5 protein-coding genes are annotated in these 3,516 nt (G+C 75.1%); 3 read left to right on the top strand and 2 right to left on the bottom strand.

Annotated features, from left to right (window positions below):
* Together AB0J52_RS32430 and AB0J52_RS32425 are read left to right on the top strand one after the other, a co-directional pair.
* Positions 1–268 (top strand): winged helix-turn-helix domain-containing protein (locus AB0J52_RS32430; protein ID WP_500186642.1); only part of this gene is annotated, 268 nt, incomplete at its 5' end.
* Positions 265–1,662, top strand: a complete 1,398-nt coding sequence (locus tag AB0J52_RS32425) for a sensor histidine kinase (RefSeq protein WP_500186641.1) — start codon at positions 265–267, stop codon at positions 1,660–1,662. The genes AB0J52_RS32430 and AB0J52_RS32425, both read left to right, overlap by 4 nt.
* On the opposite strand, the gene AB0J52_RS32420 is transcribed toward AB0J52_RS32425, so the two are convergent.
* Together AB0J52_RS32420 and AB0J52_RS32415 are read right to left on the bottom strand one after the other, a co-directional pair.
* A complete protein-coding gene (locus AB0J52_RS32420; protein ID WP_500186640.1) occupies positions 1,641–2,585 on the bottom strand; it encodes a TAXI family TRAP transporter solute-binding subunit in 945 nt (314 codons plus the stop codon). The genes AB0J52_RS32425 and AB0J52_RS32420 overlap by 22 nt on opposite strands.
* Positions 2,586–2,632: 47 nt before the next feature.
* Positions 2,633–3,082 carry a MarR family winged helix-turn-helix transcriptional regulator gene (locus tag AB0J52_RS32415; RefSeq protein WP_500186639.1) on the bottom strand — a complete coding sequence of 150 codons (450 nt, stop codon included), beginning with the start codon at positions 3,080–3,082 and terminating at the stop codon, positions 2,633–2,635.
* Positions 3,083–3,216: 134 nt separating this feature from the next.
* On the opposite strand from AB0J52_RS32415, the gene AB0J52_RS32410 reads away from it, so the two are divergent.
* A partial coding sequence (locus tag AB0J52_RS32410; protein WP_500186644.1) for an MFS transporter occupies positions 3,217–3,516 on the top strand: 300 nt, incomplete at its 3' end.

Below are 3,516 nucleotides of genomic sequence, written 5' to 3'. Positions count from 1 at the left end.
CGACGTGGCGGCGCGCCGGGTGACGGTCGCGGACCAGGAGGTCCCGCTGGCCCGCCGGGAGTTCGACGTGCTGGCGGTCCTGGCGAGCCGTCCGGGCGAGGTGTGCGCGCGGGACGAGATCCTGCTGGCGCTGTGGGGCGACACGTCGCTGTCGGCGTCGCGGGCCCTCAACGTGCACGTGCGCAACATCCGGAGCAAGACCGGCCGGAGCGGGCTGATCGTGACGCTGGTCGGCACCGGCTACCGGCTCGGTGACGGCCCGCCGTGAGGACCCGGCTGGTCGCCGTCCTGACCACCCTGGTCGTGCTGGTCATCGCCGGCCTCGCGGTGCCGCTGGGCGGCGCGTACGCCACGCACCGGACGGGCCGGCTGCTGCTGGACCGGCGCGCCGACGCGACCCGGTTCGCCGAGCTCGCCGACCTGGCCGCGCGGACCGGCGACCGCGGGTCGCTGCAACCGGAGATCGCGCGCTACGCCTCGCTGTACGGGGCCTCGGTGTGGATCCAGGACCGCGACGGGAAGGTGGTGGCGCGGGCGGGCTCGGCGGACGCGGCCGACGCCGAGGCGACCGGCCTCGCGCTGTCCGGCCGGACCACCGACGCGCTGCCCGCGCTGACCCCGTTCGGGCCGCGGCACGTGCTGATCGCCGAGCCGTCAGGCCGGGACGCCCAGATCTCGGGCGCGGTGCTGCTGCTCGCGCCGACCTCGCACGCCCGCGCGGACATCGCCGGCGTCTGGGGCGCCCTGCTGCTGGCCGGGCTGGCCGTCCTGGCGTGCTCGGTGCTGGTGGCACGCGGCCTGGCGCGCTGGATCCTGAACCCGGTGACCGAGCTGGACCGGGCGACCCGGCGGATCGCCGAGGGCGAGCTCGGCACCCGGACCACCGCGAACCTGGGCCCGCCCGAGCTGCGTCGGCTGGAGCAGCGGTTCAACGCCATGGTCGAGGCGGTCGACGCGGCGATGCGGCGGCAGCGCGAGTTCGCCTCGAACGCCTCGCACGAGCTGCGCAATCCGCTCGCCGCGCTGATGTTCCGGTTGGAGAACCTGCGCCCGTACCTGGATCCGGCGGGCGAGCGGGAGTTCGAGGAGACCGGGGACGAGCTGAACCGGCTCGCCAGGACCGTGACCGACCTGCTGGAGCTGGCCCACGCCGAGGCCGGGACCGCGCCGGGCGCCGAGGTGAGGGCGGGTGCGCTGGTCGCCCGGGAACTCGACGTCGTGGCGGAGCTGGCGCCGAGGCTGGAGTCCTGGCGGGAGGTGTTCGACGCGCTGGAGATCGCGTTCTCGGTGCGGCTGCCGGAGCGGCTGTGCGTCTGGGCCGTGCCGGACGCGCTGCCGCGCATCGCCGACATCGCCCTGGACAACGCGCACAAGTTCGTCCCGGCGGGCGGGACGGTCACGGTGACGCTGGACACCGACGACCTCGTCCTGCGGATCGCCGACGACGGCCCGGGGCTGAGCGAGCAGGAGCGCGCGAAGGCGCTGGAACGGCTGTGGCGGGCGCCCGCGCACGCCGACCTGCCGGGCAGCGGCCTCGGGCTGCCCATCGCCGCCGCGCTCGCCGAGGCCTGCCGCGGACGGCTCGACCTGGTCGCGAACCGTCCGCGCGGCCTGGCGGTGGAGGTCCGCCTGCGGGACGGTCAGCCGAAGACGGACCGGTAGTAGCGGGCCGCGCCCTCGTGCAGCGGCACCGCGCCGGTGCCGATCGCGAACCGGCGGTCGAGGCGTCCGCCCGGGGCCTCGGGCGCCTGCAGGCGGTCGCGGCTGGTGAACAGGCGCTCGGTGACCCGGAAGGCGACCTTCTCCGGCAGGCTCCCCCGGCACATCAGGTAGCTGGCCGTGCCTACCATCTGGACCGGGGCCGGCTCGCCGTACGCCTTCGCCGGGACGGTCGCCGGCTCGTACACCGGCCCGTAGGCGCGGCGCAGCCGGGCGACGAGCCGCTCGTCCAGCGGGACGAGCCGGATCGGGACGCGCCGGGCCAGCCCGGTGAGCGCGGGCGTCGGCACGCCGCCCGACCAGAACGCGGCCTCGATCCCGCCCGACACCAGCGCCTGGATCGAGCGGTCCAGCCCGAACCGGACGAGCCGCGCCGGCCGGGCCAGCCCCGCCACCGCCAGGACCCGTTCGGCGGTGACGGCGGTCCCCGAACCCTCCGCGCCGAGGGAGACGGGCCGTCCGGCGAGGTCGGCGACCTCCCGTACCGGGGAGTCGCCGAGCACGACCAGGTGGACGTAGTTCATGTACATGCGGGCGAGCGCGGCGACCGGCCGGTGCTCGGCCCGGACGGCCCGGTCGGCGCTGTCGGCGAGCGCGAACGCGAGGTCGGCGCGTCCGTCGGCGAGCATCGCGAGGTTCTGGACGCTGGCGTTGGTCGCCAGCACCCGCACCTGGAACCCGCCGCGCCGGAGCTCCGCCGCGAACCGGCCGCCCAGCGCCTGGTAGGGCCCGCCCTTCTCGCCGGTCGCCAGCCGCAGCGGGGTCGGCTCCCCACCGGCCGCGGCCCGCACGCCGTCGCCGCCCGCCACCAGATCGCCGCCGGCCATCGCGGCCGCGGCGGCGACCAGAAAGGAACGGCGGTTCATGGCGGCACCGTACCCCCGCCGCCCGGCGCCGTCTGCCGGCCCCGGAGTCAGAGCCGCATGAGCTTGCCGACCAGGCTGGTGAGCTGGGCGCGTTCGCCGGCCGTGAGCGGGGCGAACGTCTCCTCCAGGAAGGCGGGGACGGTGCTCTCGGCCGTGGCGAGGCGCTCGCGCCCCTCCTCCGTGAGGGTGACGGCGTAGGAGCGGCGGTCGTCGGGGTTGCGTTCGCGGCGCACGAATCCCGACCGCTCCAGGTCGTCGCACACGTTCACCATGACGCTGCGGTCGATCCGCAGTTCCTCGCTGAGCACCTGCTGGGAGCAGGGGCCGACGGTGTCGAGCATCTTCAGCACCAGGTGCTGGCCGACGCCGAGGCCGTTCCTGGCCGCGTGGGCGTCGGCGGCGCGGGCCAGGTACGCCGAGGCGCGGCACATCGCGATGTCCGGGCGCTCGGAGGCCAGCGACGCGAAGTACGCCGGCCGGGCGGGCTTGGAAGGCATGGGTCTCCTGCACTGTCGTCCCGCCCGAGACTACCAGAACCGTATGACCACCAATCGTTTGACGACAGATCATCTGTCGACATACGGTTCCGTCTCGTTGCAGATCGTCTGCTCAGAGATGGAGTCTTCTGGTGATGCGTACCGACCGCCAGGCGATGGCGGCCCTGGTCCTGCTGTGCGCGGCGGTGTTCCTCGACTCGATGGACCTGTCGCTGATGGGCGTCGCGCTCCCGGCGATCGGCGCCGACCTCGCGCTGCCCGAAAGCACGCTGCAATGGCTGATGTCCGGCTACGCGGTCGCCTATGGCGGGTTCCTGCTCCTCGGAGGGAGGCTCGCCGACCTGTTCGGCCGGCGCCGGATGTTCCTGGCCTCCCTGGCGGTGTTCGCGGCGGCGAGCGTGGCGGGCGGCGTGCTCTCCGACGGCTGGTCGCTG

This window comes from Spirillospora sp. NPDC049652 (genome assembly GCF_040675125.1).
GTDB lineage: Bacteria > Actinomycetota > Actinomycetes > Streptosporangiales > Streptosporangiaceae > Spirillospora.
This window is presented reverse-complemented; position numbering and strand designations above follow the sequence as displayed.